This window comes from Brachybacterium sp. UNK5269 (assembly GCF_049266655.1).
Lineage (GTDB): Bacteria > Actinomycetota > Actinomycetes > Actinomycetales > Dermabacteraceae > Brachybacterium.
Map to the genome: position 1 here is coordinate 3,059,773 of NZ_CP184883.1, position 16,800 is coordinate 3,076,572.

Annotated in this window: 16 protein-coding genes; 9 read left to right on the forward strand and 7 right to left on the reverse strand. The window is 73.1% G+C overall.

The window, feature by feature from the left end; translation table 11 throughout:
- Positions 1-215: 215 nt before the first annotated feature.
- From ACOJUI_RS14290 to ACOJUI_RS14315, 6 genes are all read right to left on the reverse strand, one after another.
- Positions 216-407, reverse strand: a complete 192-nt coding sequence (locus ACOJUI_RS14290) for a hypothetical protein (protein ID WP_422117676.1) — start codon at positions 405-407, stop codon at positions 216-218.
- Between the two features lie 5 nt (positions 408-412).
- Positions 413-643: a hypothetical protein gene (locus tag ACOJUI_RS14295; protein ID WP_422115605.1), complete on the reverse strand. Its 231-nt coding sequence runs from the start codon at positions 641-643 to the stop codon at positions 413-415.
- Positions 644-861: 218 nt separating this feature from the next.
- The gene (locus tag ACOJUI_RS14300; protein WP_422115606.1) at positions 862-1,257 is read right to left on the reverse strand and encodes a hypothetical protein; all 396 of its coding nucleotides are present in this window, start codon (positions 1,255-1,257) and stop codon (positions 862-864) included.
- Positions 1,254-2,114, reverse strand: coding sequence for a slipin family protein (locus ACOJUI_RS14305; protein ID WP_422115607.1), 861 nt, complete (start codon positions 2,112-2,114; stop codon positions 1,254-1,256). Before ACOJUI_RS14305 ends, ACOJUI_RS14300 begins: the two co-directional genes overlap by 4 nt.
- Complete coding sequence (locus ACOJUI_RS14310; protein ID WP_422115608.1) at positions 2,107-2,808, reverse strand: hypothetical protein; 702 nt, start codon at positions 2,806-2,808, stop codon at positions 2,107-2,109. Before ACOJUI_RS14310 ends, ACOJUI_RS14305 begins: the two co-directional genes overlap by 8 nt.
- Entirely contained in the window at positions 2,805-5,237 is a 2,433-nt protein-coding gene (locus ACOJUI_RS14315) for a nitric-oxide reductase large subunit (protein ID WP_422115609.1), read from the reverse strand. The genes ACOJUI_RS14310 and ACOJUI_RS14315 overlap by 4 nt, the downstream gene beginning before the upstream one ends.
- 237 nt (positions 5,238-5,474) lie before the next feature.
- On the opposite strand from ACOJUI_RS14315, the gene ACOJUI_RS14320 reads away from it, so the two are divergent.
- A complete protein-coding gene (locus tag ACOJUI_RS14320) occupies positions 5,475-6,266 on the forward strand; it encodes a Crp/Fnr family transcriptional regulator (protein WP_422115610.1) in 792 nt (263 codons plus the stop codon).
- Positions 6,267-6,297: 31 nt separating this feature from the next.
- Here ACOJUI_RS14320 and ACOJUI_RS14325 read toward each other — a convergent pair whose 3' ends face one another.
- Positions 6,298-7,797, reverse strand: a complete 1,500-nt coding sequence (locus ACOJUI_RS14325; protein ID WP_422115611.1) for a glutamyl-tRNA reductase — start codon at positions 7,795-7,797, stop codon at positions 6,298-6,300.
- 265 nt (positions 7,798-8,062) lie between these two features.
- Between ACOJUI_RS14325 and hemE the strand changes: the two genes are divergently transcribed.
- The 8 genes from hemE to hemL are packed head-to-tail and all read left to right on the forward strand — an operon-like array spanning position 8,063 to position 16,742.
- On the forward strand, positions 8,063-9,103 hold the full coding sequence (hemE, locus tag ACOJUI_RS14330) for a uroporphyrinogen decarboxylase (RefSeq protein ID WP_422115612.1): 1,041 nt from the start codon (positions 8,063-8,065) through the stop codon (positions 9,101-9,103).
- A complete protein-coding gene (locus ACOJUI_RS14335; protein ID WP_422115613.1) occupies positions 9,100-10,578 on the forward strand; it encodes a protoporphyrinogen/coproporphyrinogen oxidase in 1,479 nt (492 codons plus the stop codon). The genes hemE and ACOJUI_RS14335 overlap by 4 nt, the downstream gene beginning before the upstream one ends.
- Positions 10,575-11,294, forward strand: a complete 720-nt coding sequence (gene hemQ / locus ACOJUI_RS14340) for a hydrogen peroxide-dependent heme synthase (RefSeq protein WP_422115614.1) — start codon at positions 10,575-10,577, stop codon at positions 11,292-11,294. Before ACOJUI_RS14335 ends, hemQ begins: the two co-directional genes overlap by 4 nt.
- Positions 11,295-11,322: 28 nt before the next feature.
- Positions 11,323-12,552, forward strand: a complete 1,230-nt coding sequence (locus tag ACOJUI_RS14345) for a ferrochelatase (protein WP_422115615.1) — start codon at positions 11,323-11,325, stop codon at positions 12,550-12,552.
- On the forward strand, positions 12,549-13,565 hold the full coding sequence (hemC, locus tag ACOJUI_RS14350) for a hydroxymethylbilane synthase (RefSeq protein WP_422115616.1): 1,017 nt from the start codon (positions 12,549-12,551) through the stop codon (positions 13,563-13,565). Before ACOJUI_RS14345 ends, hemC begins: the two co-directional genes overlap by 4 nt.
- On the forward strand, positions 13,565-14,320 hold the full coding sequence (locus tag ACOJUI_RS14355) for a uroporphyrinogen-III synthase (protein ID WP_422115617.1): 756 nt from the start codon (positions 13,565-13,567) through the stop codon (positions 14,318-14,320). The genes hemC and ACOJUI_RS14355 overlap by 1 nt, the downstream gene beginning before the upstream one ends.
- A 22-nt stretch (positions 14,321-14,342) precedes the next feature.
- A complete protein-coding gene (hemB, locus tag ACOJUI_RS14360; protein ID WP_422115618.1) occupies positions 14,343-15,365 on the forward strand; it encodes a porphobilinogen synthase in 1,023 nt (340 codons plus the stop codon).
- Between the two features lie 57 nt (positions 15,366-15,422).
- Entirely contained in the window at positions 15,423-16,742 is a 1,320-nt protein-coding gene (gene hemL, locus ACOJUI_RS14365) for a glutamate-1-semialdehyde 2,1-aminomutase (RefSeq protein WP_422115619.1), read from the forward strand.
- Positions 16,743-16,800 lie beyond the last annotated feature (58 nt).

The following is a 16,800-nucleotide window of genomic DNA, read 5'->3' on the forward strand; positions in this document are numbered from 1 at the left end:
TGCGCGAGAGCCTCGGCCCGCGCGGCGAGTACTCCCCGCGCGACGAGTCCGACATCGGCTGGACCGACGTCTGGGTCGACGAGGACGGGCTGCGGATCGATCCCGACGAGGCCCACGAGCGGGTAGCGTCCCAGGATCACCAGGCCCCCGGGCCGGAGGACTCCTCCCGCTCGCCGCGGCTGGCGCGGGCTGTTCAGACGCCGAGGCTGAGCGGGTCAGAGGAGGATGAAGCAGCCGATCCCGAAGAGGACGAGGACCCCGAACAGGGCGAAGCTCATGAAGTTGTTCTCGGCCGCACTCGGTGCTCTGTCCTCGGGGGTCCAGCCCTCCGTCGTCGGCGGGGGGCTGCGGGGGGCCTCGTCGTGTGCTGCGTCGGTCCTGGGGAAATCGGTTCTCGAGTTGTGCATAGTGCTCACGGTAGGACTCCCCATCGGCTCAGTTCTGTGGCCACGGAAATGGTCAGGATCACGAAGACGACCCCGATGAAGGCGGTGTAGGTCCAGCGGTGCGGGTGATCCGCGCGCCAGAAGCGGCGCACACTGAGCACGCCGTTGACCGCGGCGATCCCACACAGCGCCATCCCGACCGGAGCGGCGACCCAGCCGGCGAGGCTCAGGATCGGGACGAGGACGGGGATCGCCACGTACGTGATGAGGCATCGCAGAGCCGAGATGACGACCGAGATGCGGAAGGCGTGGTGCGCACCCTCGCCGGATCGCTGGTCGACACCCGTGATCTGGAGGAGACGCCGCATCCACCGATCCGCGGCCCGGTCCGATCGGAAGCCGCTGCGGCTCGGAGCCGGAGCGGTGAGGCCCGGGCCGGATTCGACGACGGCCGGTGGCTGCGCGTGGGACATGCTCACAGGTCCTCCTCCTCGCGCTCTGCCTCGGGGTTCATCGCCCGTGAGTGGCGCAGCAGCGTCCTGCCACCGAAGGCGGCTGCCAGCAGGCCCACGACACCGATGAGTCCGCCGAGGAAGAAGCCCCAGTACAGCGGGTCCATCCTGCTGGCGGTGTCGTGGCTGCCGATGGTGCTGCCGATGAGGATGCCGAAGAACGGGCCGAGCAGCGCCACGATGGCCCCCAGCAGCACCCACCAGAACCCCGGCGGGGTGGGCTGAAGGCGCACCCGGCGGCCGGGAGGCGCGGGGGTGTCGTCGTACACGAGCTCGGTGTCGGCGGCGGAGACCGCCCCGGGTCCAGATCCGCCGGCGGATCCGGCGGCCGGTCCGGTAGCGGGTTCGATGTCGTTCATCGTGATCGCCCTTCTGCACGGTCGTCGACCACGGCCAGTCCGTGCGACTCGGTCGGGACTGGGGTGGCCGGGGGCTCACGGCGAGTGCCGCCGGAGGAGAACTGGTCCAGCGCACCCATCAGGGGTCCGACGATGTCCATCGGCAGCGGGAAGACCACGGTGGAGTTCTGATCGGCACCCAGCTCGAGCACCGTCTGCAGGTAGCGCAGCTGCAGCGCTGCGGGGGCCTCACTGAGGATCTTCGCCGCGTCCCGCAGCTCCTCGGACGCCTCGAGCTCGCCATGGGCGCTGATCACCTTGGCCCGTCGCTCGCGCTCGGCCTCGGCCTGGCGGGCCATCGCCCGCTGCATCATCTCCGGGATCTCCACATCCTTGATCTCCACCACGGAGACATCCACACCCCACGGCACGGCCTGCTGGGCGATGGACTGCTGGAGGTCCTCGTTGAGATCGGCGCGGTGGGCCAGGAGCGTGTCCAGGTCCGCGCGACCCACCACGGAACGGAGGGTGGTCTGGGCGAACTGGGAGGTGGCGACGGCGTGGTTCTCGACCTCCATCACCGAGCGCACCGGGTCGGCCACCTTGAACATCACCACGGCGTTCACCCGGGCGGTGACGTTGTCGCGCGTGATCACCTCCTGCGGCGGGATGGTCAGCGTGACCACCCGCCGATCCACCCGCACCGAGCGGTCCAGGAACGGCAGCATGAGCACGAGACCCGGGCCGAGGGAACCGCGCAGGCGGCCGAGGCGGAAGACGACCAGCCGCTCGTACTCGCGCACCACCTTCAGCGAGGCGATGACCAGCACGAGCAGGAGGACGACCACCACGATCGCGATGATCACTGGGCTAGGCATTCTCGTCGATGTCCCTTCTGTCAGAGGCGTATCGGGTCCGCCCGAGGGACAGCGGGACCGGAGCGTCCGTGGTGGCCCGTCGATCAGAGGCGTAGCTGGTGCGCCGGCGCTCGAGGTCCAGCGCCACCAGGGCTCGCTCCTCCAGGTTCTCGTCCAGCGACTTGAACAGCACGCCTTCGGGGTCCACGGGAGAGTGGCGCAAATGCGACCACAGCGGGAGCCCGGCGATCGCGATCGCGAGGGCTGTCGCCAGCAGCATCACCTGGCCGGTCCAGTGCTCGACCGTGAAGGAGGCGACCACCGGCCACACCACGGCGAGCACGGTCACGGCGCATGCGATCCCGCGGTGGAACCTGGCGGATTCCGAGGACGGCCAGGCGTCGACCGTCCGTCCCAGTTCACGACCGTCGTCGGAGGAGGTGCAGCTGTCCTTGACCGGGCAGGAGTTGCAGACCGTGGGGCTGCCGCGATAGCGCATCACGCGGTTCTCGGGGTCGAACGACTGGGGCCACAGCCACTGGTCCTCGGGGCACAGCCAGGCATCGTGATCCTCGTGGAACGTGAAGCCGCGGGTCTGCTGGTCGTCGTTCGCGGTGTGGGCGCGTCGGGCGAGCAGGTCGATGCCGTAGGCGGCCAGCAGGAGGAACCCCGCATAGCCGGCGGAGAGCCACGCGGTGAGCTCGATGGCGCTCACGATGTCGTCCCCTCCCCGTCCTGTCGTCGACGGTCAGAGGTGTACCGGCTGGGCGGCAGTGTGTCCGGGGTGGTCACGGAGGCCGAGACCGGCGTGTCCGGGCTGCCCGTGCGGTCCTCGCGGGCTTCCGGGTGCTCCTCGACGAACAGGGTCTCGGGCTCCATCCGGGTGACCGTCGCCCTCACGCCGTACCGCACGCCGAGCCAGGTGATGTACACGAACGGGAGGACGCCTCCGACCAGGAACAGCACGTCGCCTGGCATGCGCATCCACTCCAGCGCCACGTTGCCCGGCTGGGTGACGTACCCGAGCTCGCGCGCCTCGAAGTAGCCCTGGTTGACGGAGGCCCACAGCTGCAGCACGCCGAGCGGGAGCAGGGTGGCGAACATCATCCACGCGAGCCCGATGTTGAGCGACCAGAAGGAGAGCTTGGCCAGCCGGTCGGGCCACTTCTGCGGCGGGATGATGTAGCGCAGCGCGAACAGCGCCAGGCCGACGGCCATCATCCCGTACACGCCCATCATGGAGCCGTGCGCATGGTTCGCGGTCAGCGAGGTGCCGATCTGGTAGTAGGAGACGACCGGCAGGTTGATGAGGAACCCGAAGACGCCCGCGCCGAGGAAGTTCCAGAAGCCGACGGCGACCAGGAACATGACCGCCCAGCGGTGCGGGAACGGGGCGCTGGAGCGGGACTCCTGCCGCGCCCCGAGCTGCAGGAACGTCCAGGCCTCCACGGTGAGGAAGGTCAGCGGGATGACCTCCAGGGCGGAGAAGACGGCGCCCAGGGCCATGTGCTCGACCGGGGTGCCCGAGAAGTACAGGTGGTGCATGGTGCCGATCACCCCACCCGCGGAGTAGAGGATGACGTCGAGCAGGATGATCTGGATGGCGATCTTGCGGCGCACCACGCCGAGCATCACGAAGAGGTAGGCCACCATCACCGTGGTGAACAGCTCGAGGAAGTCCTCGACCCACAGGTGCACCACCCAGAACCGCCAGAACTCGGCCACGGTCAGGTGGGTCTCGTTCGTCGCCAGGAGGCCCACCGCGTAGAAGGCGGGGATCGCGAGCGCCGCGTAGACGAACAGCCAGGGCATGTTGAACTTCGACTCGGTCCGCAGCCGCGAGCGGATCGCGCGGACGATGATGAGGAACCACAGGAACAGCCCGATCACCAGGAGTGCCTGGAAGACGCGGGGCAGGTCCAGGTACTCCCACTGCTGGGAGAGGAACGGCGAGCCCTCGGCCCACTCCGGACCGTAGATGCTGATGGCGGTGCCGCCGAACATGCCGACGACCACGAGCGCCAGCGCGCCCAGCAGACCGTAGGACAGCAGGTGCTGCCCCCGCGGCTCCCGGCCCGCGATGATCGGGGCGATGAAGATCGCGGCGGCCAGGAAGGTGGCGGCCGTCCACAGCAGCGAGAGCTGCACGTGCCAGGTCCGGGCGAGGTTGAACGGGAAGATCTGCGCCAGGTCGAAGCCGAAGAAGCCCTGGAGCTCGACCCGATAGTGCTCGACGGACGCGCCCACGGTGGACTGGATGAGGAACAGCAGGGCGACCACCAGGAAGAACCAGGCCGTGGAGCGCTGAGCCTTCGTGATCCCCACCGCACCGGGCTGGAGGAACTTCAGGCGCGAGGCGTCGTTGCCCTTCCAGCCCAGGTGGCTGCTCCAGCGACCGTAGACGGCGAACAGGATGCCCAGGCCGGCCAGCAGGGCGACCAGGGAGATCGCCGACCACACGAGGATGTCCGCCGTCGGGTGGTTCTCGACGCGGGGCTCGGCCGGCCAGTTGTTGGTGTACGAATAGTCCAGGCCGGGTCGCTCGGCGGCGCTCGCCCACGCCGTCCAGGCGTAGAAGGCGGTCAGGTCGTGGATATCCTGCGGATCGGTGATCGCGCTCGGGATCAGCCCGTTCACCGTGGTCGGATCGCCGAAGAAGTCCCCGTAGTACCGCTTCAGCTCCTCGAAGGCGCTGATCTGCTCGTCCGTCAGGACGAGGACGCCCGACTCCTCGTCGTACCGATTGGTGCGCTGCATCTCGGCGGTGGCGGCCGCGGGCTCCTGCACGCCCTGCTGCTCGAGCTGGCCCCGGATGTGCTCACTGCTCAGGCGCAGGTACTCCGCCGTGTAGTCGGGTCCGAGATAGGCGCCGTGGCCGACGATCGAGCCGTACTGCTGGATGCCGCGGGTGAGGAAGACGTTCTGGCCGCGGGTGATCTCCTCCTCGGTGTAGACCACGTCACCGTTCTCGCTGACCACCTGCTGGGGCAGCGGCATCGAATGGGTATATGTCCGATAGGCGAGAACACCCATCACGAAGAATCCGAAGATCAGCACCAGGGCCACGCCCTGCACCCAGCCCTTGGAGATCGCGATCTCGGACCGGTTCGTCCGCTCCTGGGGACGATCATTCTTCACGCTCACGCCTGGCCCACCGTTCTGTGGGGACGCGACCCGCCGTCATGCAGGTCACCGGGGTGAGGGGAACGTACCGATCATTCTGCGGGGGCGTCTTGTCCTGGGACAATTTTCCGCACGCCGCCTGCGCTCGGCGGGCGAGGGGTGCGGCGCCGGCCCTTCGGACCGCTCGACGCACTTCGCGTCCTCGGGCAGTGGAATCTGCGGAGCTTCTCTGGTGTGATGCGGTATGGAGGCACCGTCGTGAACACCTCGTCCGAGATCCGCATGCGTCCTCTCGCGGCCGGCGCCGAGCGTCGCCGCATCCCCCTGCGCTCCTTCTGCTCCCGCCCCCATCCGTGCCCCGTCGAGGTGCGGATGCAGGTCCTGCAGGGCGTCGACGTGTTCTCCGACCTCTCCGCGGACCAGCTCACCGACGTCGACGCCGTGATGACCGCCCGCGCCTGGGCGACGGACGATCTGCTCTACCGCGCGGGCGACCCCGCCGAGCACCTCTACTTGCTGGCCTCGAGCCGGGCGAAGGCCTTCCGCTCCACCGCGGAGGGGCAGGACGTCGTGGTCGACCTGATGGCGCCGGGCGATCTCTTCGGCAGCCTGCAGATCCTAGGCCAACCGCAGTACACCGAGACGGTGCAGGCGCTGACGACCGTCTGCGCCCTCCGGATCGGGACCGCCGAGTTCCGGGAGATCCTCACCCGGCGCCCGCAGGTGGCCCTGCGCGTCCTCCATGCCGTCTCGACCCAGCTCTCGCTGGCCCGGTCCTCGGTGACGCAGCAGTCCACGGCGACGGTCGCGCAGCGGGTCGCGGCGACGCTGCTGCGGCTCGCCGAGAAGTTCGGCGAGACCAGCGGGGACGGGACCCTGCTCGAGGTGCCGCTCTCCCGCGCCGATCTCGCCGGCATCACCGGATCCACCACGGCGTCGGTCTCGCGGGTGATGAGCCGACTGCGCAGCGAGGGCGTCATCGAGTCCGGGCGGCGGTGGACCACGATCCGCGACCGCGACCGGCTGCGGGAGCTCGCGGCGCAGTGCTGAACCCCGCCTCGACGCCCGGCGGCGGCGCCGCTCAGTCCCGGGTGCCGACCTGCTCGGCCGGTGCCGCTCCGAAGCCGGCCGGGCACTTCCCGCCGCGCAGGGCGACGCGGGCCGCCGTCGCGGCCGACAGGGGCGCCGGGGCGGCGGTCTCGTCCGCGAGGGCGGCCGTCCGGACCGAGGAGAACGGCGGCACGGTGCGGTCGGCCCGCATCCAGCCGGCCGGCACCGGTTCCCGCTCCCCGACGCCGCCGTCCGGCGAGCCCTCGGGGCCCTCTCCCCCGGCGGCGGAGATGTCGATCCCGAAGATGGTGTGGAAGGCCTCGACGTAGGCATCGGCGAAGCCGGTCTCGGCGAGGTGCCGGGCCCGCTCGGCGGGCTGGTGCATGACCTTGCCGAGGATGCGGCGCACGGAGCGCTCGAGCTGGTCCGCGGTCTCCCCGGAGACGGTCCGGCGCAGATGGTCGATCTCCGTGTCGGCCGCATCGAAGACCTCGCGGCGCAGGGCGGCCATCGCCGGGTCGATCCGGCGCACCTCCTGCTGCACGCGGAAGGCCTCGACGTTCTCGGCGACGATCTCCCGGGCGGTGATCAGCGCCGGATCGGCCTCCGCCTCGGTGCCGAGCTTGAGGTCCGCCAGCCCCAGCACGGTGATGCCCTTGAGGTGGCGCACCAGCGGATGCAGGTCCGAGCGCAGGGCGAGGTCGAGCACCACGGTGCGACCGGCGTCCAGGAACTGCTCGGGGAACAGCGAGGTGCCGCGGCCCGAGCAGGCCAGCACCAGATCGGCCTCGCGGATGGCCTGCTCGAGGCCGTCGGGCCGGACCACGTGCGCGCCGTGGCGCTCGGCGAAGCCCCCGGCCCGGCCCGAGGGCGAGAACACCCGGACCTCCCGCACCCCGCGGCGCATCAGCTCGGCCAGCCCCAGCCGCGCGTAGGCGCCGGTGCCGATGATCAGGACGCTGCAGCCCTCGAAGCCGCCCAGCTCGAGTCCGGCCCGGTCCACGGCGACGGCGGCGCCGGAGCGACCGGCGGCGCCGACGGGGGCCTGGGTGGCGACGCTCTTGGCGCAGCGGAACCCGTGCTGGAACAGGTCGTGGAGCATCGAGGTGGTGCGGCCGCCGCGGCGCGCCTTCTCGTAGGCCTGCCGCACCTGACCGGCGATCTCGGCCTCGCCGAGCACCAGCGAGCGCAGCCCCGAGATGACCTCGTAGAGGTGCTGGGGCACGGGGGCGTCCATCGCGGCGTCGAAGCAGAGCGAGACCACCTCGCGGTCCAGGCCGCTGGTGCGGGAGACCGCGTCGATGACCAGGTCCACGCCCTCGTGGAAGCGGTCGGTGTCGAGGTAGACCTCGAGACGGTTGCAGGTGCTGATCACGACCTCGCCGGAGATCACCGGGGTCGCGCCGACGGCGCCGCCCCGCTCGGCCTGGAGCTGCTCGATCACCTGCGGGAGGGCGTCCGCCCCCCGGGTCAGGGCGTCGAGCACATCGAGATCGAGGTGCTCGTGGGAGGCACGGAGAGCAGCGAGCATGTCCGCCAGTGTAGGGCGGCGGCGCGGCCCGTCCGCCCCGCTCAGGGTTCGCATGCACAATGGGGGCGTCATGAACACAAACCCCACGTCAGAGCGCACATTTGGCGACAGGTCGTCAGATCGTTCGCGACACCTGTCAGCATCCGGGAACACCGCAGGCCGGGACGCCGCGGCGCCCCCGCTCACCCCCGTCCCGGCCTCCTCCCCACCCGGGTCCGAACTGCCCGCGGAGCATCCCGCCCGCCGCGGCACGGACGACGGCGGCGTGGCCGATGCCTCACTGCTGCAGGAGCTGCGCGGGGTGAGAGCCCCCACGCCGAGCGTGTGGTTCATGCGACAGGCCGGGCGCTCCCTGCCCGAGTACCGGTCCCTGCGCGAGGGCACCACGATGCTCGACTCCTGCGTGCGCCCGGACATGGCCGCCGAGATCACCGTGCAGCCGGTGCGCCGCCATCGGGTCGACGCCGGGATCTTCTTCTCCGACATCGTGGTCCCCGCCCGCCTCGCGGGCCTCGGCGTGGAGATCCAGCCGGGCGTCGGTCCGGTCTTCGACCATCCGGTGCGCACCGAGGCCGACATCGACGCCCTGCCCGCCCTCGGCGACCGCTACGAGGCGGCGCTCGAGCCGATCCGCGAGGCCGTGCGGCTGACGGTCGCCGAGCTCGGCACCACGCCGCTGATCGGCTTCGCCGGCGCCCCCTTCACGGTGGCCAGCTACATGGTCGAGGGCGGTCCCAGCCGCGACCACCTGCGCACCCGCGCGCTGATGCGCTCCCGGCCCGAGCTGTGGGCGCGACTGGCCGCCTGGGTCGCGGAGCTCTCGGGCCGCTTCCTGCGCGCCCAGGTGCTCGCGGGCGCCTCCGCGGTGCAGCTGTTCGACTCCTGGGTGGGCTCGCTCGGCGAGGACGTCTACCGCACCCATGTGCAGGCCCATTCCGCCGCCACCCTCGCCCACGTCGCCGACCTGCCGGTGCCGCGCATCCACTTCGGGGTCGGCGCCGCCCACCTGCTGACCCCGATGCTGGAGGCCGGGGCGACCGCGATCGGCGTCGACCACCGCCTGCGGCTGGACCGGGCGCTCGGGGTGCTGCCCGCGGGCACCCCGGTGCAGGGCAACATCGACCCCGCCGTCCTGTTCACCTCGGAGGAGGCCCGCTTCGCCGAGGCCCGCTCCGTGCTGACCGCCGGGGCGGGCGCGAGCGGGCACGTGGTCAACCTCGGCCACGGCGTCCCGCCGACGACGGACCCGCAGGTCCTCACCGACCTGGTGGCCTTCCTCCACGCCCAGGACGTGCGCCGGGCATGACCGCGCGCACCCTCGTCGTCGGCGCCGGACTGGCCGGTCTGCTCGCCGCCCGCCGCCATCAGCGCGCCGGGCACCGGGTGGTGCTGCTCGAGGCCGCCGGCACCGTCGGCGGCGCGATCGCGCAGGCACAGCTCGCCGGCGTGGCCGTGAACGCGGGCGCCGAGGCGTACTCGACGGCCTCCGGAGCCGTCGACGCCCTGGTGACCGAGCTGGGGCTCGCCGGCCGGATCGTTACCCCGCGCGAGGGCCTGGGCAGCCGCCTGGTCTCCGACGCCGGGGTGCACCGCGCTCCCGGCGGCGCGCTGCTCGGCATCCCCGGCCGTCCGCTGGCTGCGGAGGTCCGGGCCGTGCTGGGCACCGTCGGTGCGCTGCGGGCGAGCCTGGAGCGCTTCCTGCCCGCCGCCTACGGAGCCCGCCCCGGGGCCACCGTCCGCACCGTGGTGACGCGGCGACTGGGCCGGCGGGTGCACGAGCGCCTGGTCGCCCCGGTGGTCGGCGGGGTGCACTCGGCCGACCCCGCCACCCTCGAGTTCGCGGCGGCCTCCCCGCAGCTCAGCGCCGGGCTCGCCCAGCACGGCTCGCTGACCCGCACCGTGCGCCGCCTGCGCGGCGGCGCGGGCCGGAAGGCTGCCCGCGCCGGGGCGTCGGCGGGCACCCGCGTCCACGCCCTCACCCCCACCATGGCCGCCCTCCCCGCCGCCCTGCGCGAGCAGTTCCTCGCCGCCGGCGGGATCCTGCGCACCGGGGTCGAGGCCGCGGGCGTGGAGCGCGGCGCGGACGCCGGTGACCCCTGGACCCTGGTCACCACCCGCGGCGAGCGCCTGGCCGCCGAGCACCTGGTGCTCGCCTGCCCTCCCGACACCGCCCGCGAGCTGCTGCGCACCGCCGCCCCCGAGGTCTCCGCGGCGATCCCGGCCGCCCCGTCGGCCGCCGTGCGCCTGGTGGCGCTGGTGGTCGACGCGCCCGCGCTGGACGCCTTCCCCACCGGCACCGGCGCGCTGGTGGGCCCCGGCACCGCCGGGATCCGCGCGAAGGCGCTGACCCACGCGAGCGCGAAGTGGGAGCACGTGCAGCAGGCGCTGCGCGAGGCGCTGCCGACGGCGGCGAGCCCGCACCTGCTGCGGCTGTCCTACGGCCGCCCGGGCGAGGAGCTCCCGGAGCGCGAGGGGATCATCGACCTCGCGCTCGCGGAGGCCTCCCGCATCGTGCGGATCCCGCTGCGCCGCGAGCAGCTGCTGGAGGCGGCCGTGATCGACTGGGATCGGGCGATGCGCCAGCCCCTGCCCGGCCACCGCGCCGCGCTCGACGCCCTGACCGGCCTGCTCGCTGCGCAGCCGAGCCTCGAACTCGTCGGCTCCTGGAGAGCCGGCACCGGCATCGACGCGGTCGTCCGCGCCGACGCCGCCTCGCAGACCCCCTCGGGCCCCACCCCGGACCCCGAGCCGACACCCCCCGTGGAAGGACACCGCCGATGACCGCGACCCCGCAGTCCCGCCCCGCCGAGGAGATCGCGCAGACCACCCGGTACACCAGCTACACCGTCTTCCGTCGGCTCTCCGGACTCGCCGAGGACGGCGAGGTGACCGCCGAGCAGATCACCGCCGCGCTCACGGAGGCGGTGGCGCTGATGGAGGGCGAGGGCGCCGAGGTGCTGGGCTTCTACGACGTCTCCGGCTTCCGCGCCGAGGACGACCTGATGCTGTGGCTCGCGGCCGACGCGCCCGAGGCCCTGCAGAGCGCTCTGCGCGAGTTCGAGCGCTCCCTCGCGGGCACCTGGCTGCACCGCGAGTGGGCCGCCGTCGGCGTGCACCGGATGGCGGAGTTCTCCCGCAGCCATGCGCCCTCGTTCATGATGCCGAACTTCGAGCGCAAGCAGTGGATCACCGTCTACCCCTTTGTGCGCAGCTACGAGTGGTACCTGCTGCCCGAGGCGGAGCGCAACCGCATGCTCCGCGAGCACGGGATGATGGGCCGCGACTACCCGCAGGTCAACGCCAACACCGTCGCCGCCTTCTCGCTCGGGGACTACGAGTGGCTGCTGTCCTTCGAGGCCGACGACCTGCACGACCTGGTCGACATGATGCGCCACCTGCGCTACTCCGATGCCCGCCTGCACGTGCGCGACGAGCTGCCCTTCCACACCGGGCGCCGCCTCGACTCCCTCGCGGACGTCGCTGCCCTGCTCGTCTGATCCCCACCATCGCAACCGAGGAACCCTGATGACTGAGACCACCGCACAGATGCCCTCCCCGCGCGCCGTCGATCCCGCCTCCGCGACCCACACCCGCCGCGGCGAGCCGAAGCCCTTCGACGCGATCCTGTTCTCCTCCTTCGGCGGCCCCGCCGGCCAGGAGGACGTGATCCCCTTCCTGCGCAACGTCACCCGCGGTCGCGGCATCCCCGACGAGCGCCTGGAGGAGGTCGCCGGTCACTACCGCGCCCTCGGGGGCCGCAGCCCGATCACCGAGCAGAACCGGGCGATGATCGCCGCGCTCGAGCAGGAGCTCTCGCGCCGCGGCATCGACCTGCCGGTCTACTTCGGCAACCGCAACTGGGCGCCGTACAACGCCGATGCGGTGCGCGCCCTGCACGCCGACGGCCGCCGCCACGCCCTCGGTCTCGTCACCAGCGCCTACTCCTCCTACTCCTCGTGCCGGCAGTACCGCGAGGACTTCGGCATGGTGCTGCAGGAGACCGGCCTCGCGGGCGAGGTCTCCATCGACAAGGTGCGGGTCTACTTCAACCACCCCGGCTTCCTCGAGCCGGTGGTCGACGGCCTGACCACCGCGCTCGCGAGCCTCGCCGCGGAGGGCCACGACGCCGACCGGGTCGCGGTGCTGTTCTCGACCCACTCGGTGCCGAACTCGATGGCCGAGGCCTCCGGCCCGGAGGAGACCCGCGTGGAGGGCTCCGGCGGCTGGTACGTCGAGCAGCACCTCGCGGCCTGCCGCTGGGTGATGGACCAGCTGCACGACGACGCCCCCGACCTGCCGGACTGGCAGCTGGTCTACCAGTCCCGCTCCGGGGCGCCGCACATCCCGTGGCTCGAGCCCGACGTCAACGACGTCATCGCCCAGCTCGCCGCCGACGATGCGGCCGACGCGGTGGTGGTGGTGCCGATCGGCTTCGTCACCGATCACGTCGAGGTGGTCTGGGACCTGGACACCGAGGCCAAGGAGACCGCCGAGGAGAAGGGGCTCGCCTTCCGCCGGGTCGCGACCTCCGGCGAGGACCCCCGCTTCATCGCGGCGCTGGCCGACCTGGTCCAGGAGCGCCTGGACCTGGAGTTCCCGCGCCGGGTGGTCACCGACTTCGGCGGCACCCCGGACGTGTGCGGGGCCAACTGCTGTGTGGGCCGGCTGTGCCGCCCCACCACGAGCGCCGTGGACTCGGCGCAGGACGTGGAGCGCGCCCGCGCCCAGGAGGCCGCGGCCGGGGCCGCCTCATGACGCCCGGGCCCGCGCAGTCCGTGGGCACCTCGGTGTTCGCGGGCTCCCCGCTGCGGATCGGCACCCGCGCCTCCGACCTGGCCCTGACCCAGTCGGGCCAGGTCGGCGAGGCGCTGGTGGCGACCACCGACCACGCCGTGGAGCTGGTGCACGTGAGCACCCACGGCGACCGCGACCGCACCAGCCCGCTCGCGCAGATCGGCGGCACCGGCGTGTTCGTCACCGCCGTGCGCCAGGCCCTGCTGGACGGGAAGGTCGACGTGGTCGTCCACTCCTGCAAGGACCTGCCCACCGCCCCGCTCGAGGAGATCGCCCTGGCCTGCATCCCGGTGCGGGAGGACCCGCGCGATGCGCTCTGCGCCCGTGACGGGCTGACCCTCGCCGAGCTCCCGACGGGCGCCCGGGTGGGGACCGGTTCCCCGCGCCGGGCCGCGCAGCTGCTGCGCGCCCGCCCGGACCTGGACGTGGTGGCGATCCGCGGCAACGTCGAGACGCGGCTGGGCCGGGCCCTCGGCGAGGACGCGGACCTCGACGCCGTGGTGCTGGCCGCCTCCGGCCTGCGCCGGGTGGGCCGCGAGGCGTCGATCAGCGAGCTGCTGCCGGTGGACGTCATGCTCCCGGCCCCGGCCCAGGGGGCGCTCGCGGTCGAGGCCACCCGCGCCGCGGTGGAGGAGTCGACCTGGTTCGCCGCGCGCCTCGAGGCGGTCGACGATCCCGCCACCCGCGCCGCGGTCACCGCCGAGCGCTCCCTGCTGCGCACCCTCGAGGCGGGCTGCTCGGCGCCGGTGGCCGCCTACGCGCAGCTCGAGCAGGACGGGGTGCTGCGACTGCGGGGCCTCGCGATCCGTCCCGACGGCTCCCACGTCGTCGAGGGCGAGGCCCGCGTGGCTCTCGACCTCGAGCAGGACGCCCTCTCCGGTCCCGACTCGGTGCCGTACGAGCTCGGCGCCGAACTGGCCGCCGACCTCATCGCCCGCGGCGCCGGCGACATCCTCGCGCAGGCCCGCGCCTGATGAGCGCCGCGCGGCCGCTGCGCCCCGTCCTGGTGGCCCGCCCGCCCGGACGCGGGGACGCCGCGGTCGCGCAGCTGCGCGCGCTGGGCCTGGCGGCCGAGCACCAGGCCCTGATCCGCCTGGTGGGCGCGGACCCCGCGCTGCTCGCAGAGCCCCTGGCCGCTCTCGCCGCCGGGGATTACACGCACCTGGTGGTCACCTCCCGCACCGCGGTCGATGCGCTCGGTCGCCCCGCCGTGCCCGCGACCACCCAGGTGGTCGCGGTCGGGGAGGGCACCGCGGAGGCGCTCGGGGCCGCCGGGGTGCGGGTCGACCTCATCGCGGCCGGCTCCGGGGAGGCCCTGGTCGACCTGCTGCCGCCCGCCGCACCGGGGGCCCGCGTGCTGTTCCCGGCGTCGGCCGCCGCCTCCCGCACCGTGCCGGACGGCCTGCGCGCGAAGGGCTACCGGGTCCAGGAGGTGACCGCCTACCGGCCCGAACCGGTCGCGGTGCCGCCGGCGGTCGCGGAGGGCCTCGCGGCCGGGGCCTACGGAGCCATCGTGCTGACCAGCCCGATGATCGCCCGCCGCGCCGCCGAGCTGGGCGTGCATCCCTCCACCGCCGTCGTCACCATCGGCGCGCCCACCAGCGCGGCCGCCCGCGCGGCCGGCCTCGTCGTCGGCGCCCAGGCGGCCGAGCCCACCGACGCGGCCCTCGCCCGCGCCGTCCAGCAGGTGCTCACCGCCCCGGCCCTGCCCGATCACCACCGTTCCTGATGTCCTGCCCGAAGGAGCCCCGATGACCCTTTCCTCCGTCCCCGGCCCGATCGACCGTCCCCGTCGGCTGCGCTCGAGCGCCGCGATGCGCTCCCTGGTGCGGGAGCACACCCTGCGCCCGGCGGATCTGGTGCTGCCGATGTTCGTGCGCGAGGGCGCCACCGAGAGCCGGCCCGTGACCTCGATGCCCGGCGTCGAGCAGCACACCATGGACTCCCTGGTCCGCGCCGCCACCGAGGCCACCGAGCGCGGCGTCGGCGGCGTGATGCTGTTCGGGGTGCCCGAGCACAAGGACGCCGTCGGCTCGGGGGCGACCGCTCCCGAGGGGATCCTCAACCAGGCCCTGGCCCGCCTGCGCTCCGAGCTGGGCGATGCCACCGTGATCATGGCGGACCTGTGCCTGGACGAGTTCACCGACCACGGCCACTGCGGCGTGCTCGATGCACAGGGGCGCGTGGACAACGACGCCACCCTGGTGCGGTACTGCGAGATGGCGCTCGCCCAGGCCGAGGCCGGCGCCCACCTGCTGGGCCCCTCGGGGATGATGGACGGCCAGATCGCCGCCATCCGCGACGCCCTCGATACGGCCGGCCACCAGGAGACCGCGATCTACGCGTACACCGCGAAGTACGCCTCGGCGTTCTACGGGCCGTTCCGCGAGGCCGTCGACTCCTCCCTGCAGGGCGACCGCCGCACCTATCAGCAGGACCCGGCCAACGGCCGCGAGGCGCTGCGGGAGCTCGCGCTCGACGTCACCGAGGGCGCCGACCTGGTGATGGTCAAGCCGGGCCTGGCCTACCTCGACGTGCTGCGGGACGTCGCCGAGGCCTCCCCCGTGCCGGTCGGCACCTACCAGGTCTCCGGCGAGTACGCGATGATCGAGGCGGCCGCCGCGAACGGCTGGATCGACCGCGACCGCACCGTGCTGGAGACGCTGCTGGCCTTCCGCCGCGCCGGCGCCTCGACCGTGCTGACCTACTACGCGAGCGAGGTCGCCGGCTGGTACCGCGACGGCCTGCCCGCCCATCTGCGCGAATTCCTGTGACCGGCGCGTCCGCGCCGCACTGACCTCTTGCCCCCTCCCGAGCCCCAGGAGCAGCTGATGACCCCGGAACTCCCCTCCACCCGATCCGCCGACCTCTTCGCCCGCGCCCAGCAGGTGATCCCCTCCGGGGTCAACTCCCCGGTGCGGGCCTTCGGCTCGGTGGGCGGCACTCCCCCGTTCCTCACCGATGCGCGCGGGGCGCTGCTGCACGACGCCGACGGCAACGAGTACGTCGACCTGGTCGGCTCCTGGGGGCCGATGATCCTCGGCCACGCGAACGAGCAGGTGGTGGAGGCGGTGCGCGCGGCGGCGGGTCGGGGGCTGTCCTTCGGCGCCCCGCAGCCGGGCGAGGTCTCCCTCGCCGAGGAGGTGGTGGCCCGGATCGGACCCGTCGAGCAGCTGCGCCTGGTCAGCTCCGGCACCGAGGCGACGATGAGCGCGCTGCGGGTAGCCCGCGCCGCGACCGGCCGCGACGTGGTGGTGAAGTTCGCCGGCTGCTACCACGGGCATGTGGACGCGCTGCTCGCGGAGGCCGGCAGCGGGGTCGCGACCTTCGCGATGCCGGGCTCGGCGGGGGTCACCGCCGCCACCGCCCGCGACACCGTGGTGCTGCCCTACGGGGACCGCGCGGCGGTCAGCTCCCTGTTCGCCGAGCGCGGCGGCGAGATCGCCGCGATCATCACCGAGGCGGCGCCGGCGAACATGGGCGTGATCACCCCGCCCGAGGAGGACGGCGTGGGCTTCAACCGCTTCCTGTCCGAGACGGTGCAGGCGCACGGGGCGCTGCTGATCAGCGACGAGGTGCTCACCGGGTTCCGCGCGAGCCGTGAGGGGCATTACGGCATCGACGGCCAGGGCTGGGCGCCGGACCTGATGACCTTCGGCAAGGTCATCGGCGGCGGCCTGCCGGTGGGGGCCTTCGGCGGACGGCGGGACCTGATGGGCCTGCTGGCCCCGGCCGGGCCGGTCTACCAGGCGGGCACGCTGTCGGGGAACCCGCTGGCCACCGCCGCCGGGCTGGCGACCCTCCAGGGGCTGGACGAGTCCGCGTACGCGACGCTCGGCTCCGCCTCGCGCACCCTGCAGCAGCTGGTGGCCGACGCGCTCACCACGGCGGGAGTGCCGCACGTGATCCAGACCGCCGGCACCCTGTTCTCGGTGTTCTTCCGGGAGCAGCCGGTGATGACCTATGCGGACGCGAAGGCGCAGGACACGGCGGCGTTCACGCGGTTCTTCCACGCGATGCTGGAGGGCGGGGTGTACCTGCCGCCCTCGGCCTTCGAGGCCTGGTTCGTCTCGACCGCGCACACCGAGCCCGTGCTGGACCGGATCGCGGCGGCGCTGCCGGCGGCCGCGAAGGCGGCAGCTGCGGCGTGACGGGCTGAGCGCCCGGGCACCCGGGCGCGCGGGCGCACAGACGCACCGGCGCGGACCG